This is a genomic window from Bartonella sp. TT110JLCBS, assembly GCF_042193405.1.
Taxonomy (GTDB): domain Bacteria; phylum Pseudomonadota; class Alphaproteobacteria; order Rhizobiales; family Rhizobiaceae; genus Bartonella.
Map to the genome: position 1 here is coordinate 1 of NZ_JBHILT010000112.1, position 1,204 is coordinate 1,204.

The window sequence follows — 1,204 nt, forward strand, 5'->3', positions numbered from 1 at the left end:
CAGTTTTTCCCTCAGGAATACGGTGGATTTCATCTGTGAGTTCATATTTTTTGGATACATTTTTAGTGGTCATAGGTAGCTCCCTAATCTAACATTTGAATAAATTTTTGAATGAAATGGTTATAAGGAGGCGCCCCCGCACCGCCTGTTATTTAAGCTGCTTTTACAATAGCATTTGTTAAAACGCGCTTGGCTTCTGTCGTAACCAATTTGTAGTGATCAAGCTCTTTTTGTAGATCATTTACATACGATAAACGCGCAGCAATCATTCCCAAAACTTTACCAATTCCCTCAGAAGCTTTTAAACTTTCATAAGAAAATAAATCATTATCTCTAGAGAATAAATCATGATTTTTTGATTGGCTTTTTAATTCATAAAAAGCTTTAACAAGCGCTTTTTTAAATGCACGCACCGTGCCATTATTGCGCATATATGTCATCAGTAGAGTTGCTTGTGATTCATTAAGGATGGCAACTTCTCTCTTTTGTATTCCACCCTTGGTTTCAAAGGGTAGCATTTCAAATGCGACCCTTCCAAGTTCTTCGAAGTCTTTAATATTTTGACGAACCAACTGTATAACTGTTTTGTGCTTATTACCTACACCCTCTGCAATTTTCAAAGAAGTTGTGACAGCAATACCAGCATTGTTGATTGTTACTAAATTGTTCATAGGGAACTCCTACATGTTTAAAGTTTCTATTGACACTCTAAAAGAGTGCCGGGCGCTAGAAACACGGCATGTAGTCCGTCGTCACGCCTTTCCCATAAGGGTATTGTATAGCGTAACCACACCCGACAAAATCGTTATATGCCAATAATAGCATAAAAATAAAGCCAAATTTTGAAGCAGGAAAAGATTGTTTCGTAATCTATTCGCTACATGTTTAGTGTTTCTAGCACTTAATGATTCGTTTAACAGAATGACTTTTTAAAGTCAATACGTATTTTTTATTTTTTTCAATTTTTTTCATTTTGATACCTACCTAATTGAATACCAAGTGCTTTCTCTAGTTCACTGTCTATATCATCATAAGTTTTCACTGCTTTCACTGTACGTTTTTTGATTTCCCTATTCACCTCGTCTATCAATGCTTCGCAACTCAATACGCTTCTTGGCAAATCACCACCATATATCCAAGCTTTCACTTGAGCCTTGGTACTGTAATCAACTTTCTCGGGCATATCATGATATTGACCACCGTC

The 1,204-nt window shown here is 36.2% G+C and carries 1 protein-coding gene and 1 pseudogene; both read right to left on the reverse strand.

Going from position 1 to position 1,204, the window contains the following annotated elements; translation table 11 throughout:
- Positions 1–152: 152 nt before the first annotated feature.
- On the reverse strand, positions 153–671 hold the full coding sequence (locus tag ACFILW_RS09825) for a Rha family transcriptional regulator (protein ID WP_375646792.1): 519 nt from the start codon (positions 669–671) through the stop codon (positions 153–155).
- 287 nt (positions 672–958) lie between these two features.
- Positions 959–1,204 (reverse strand): annotated as a pseudogene (locus ACFILW_RS09830) (hypothetical protein); the annotation flags it as partial.

Coding starts and splice junctions, on each gene's coding strand:
- ACFILW_RS09825 (WP_375646792.1), bottom strand. CDS start 671: ATGAACAATTTAGTAACAATCAACAATGCTGGTATTGCTGTCACAACT.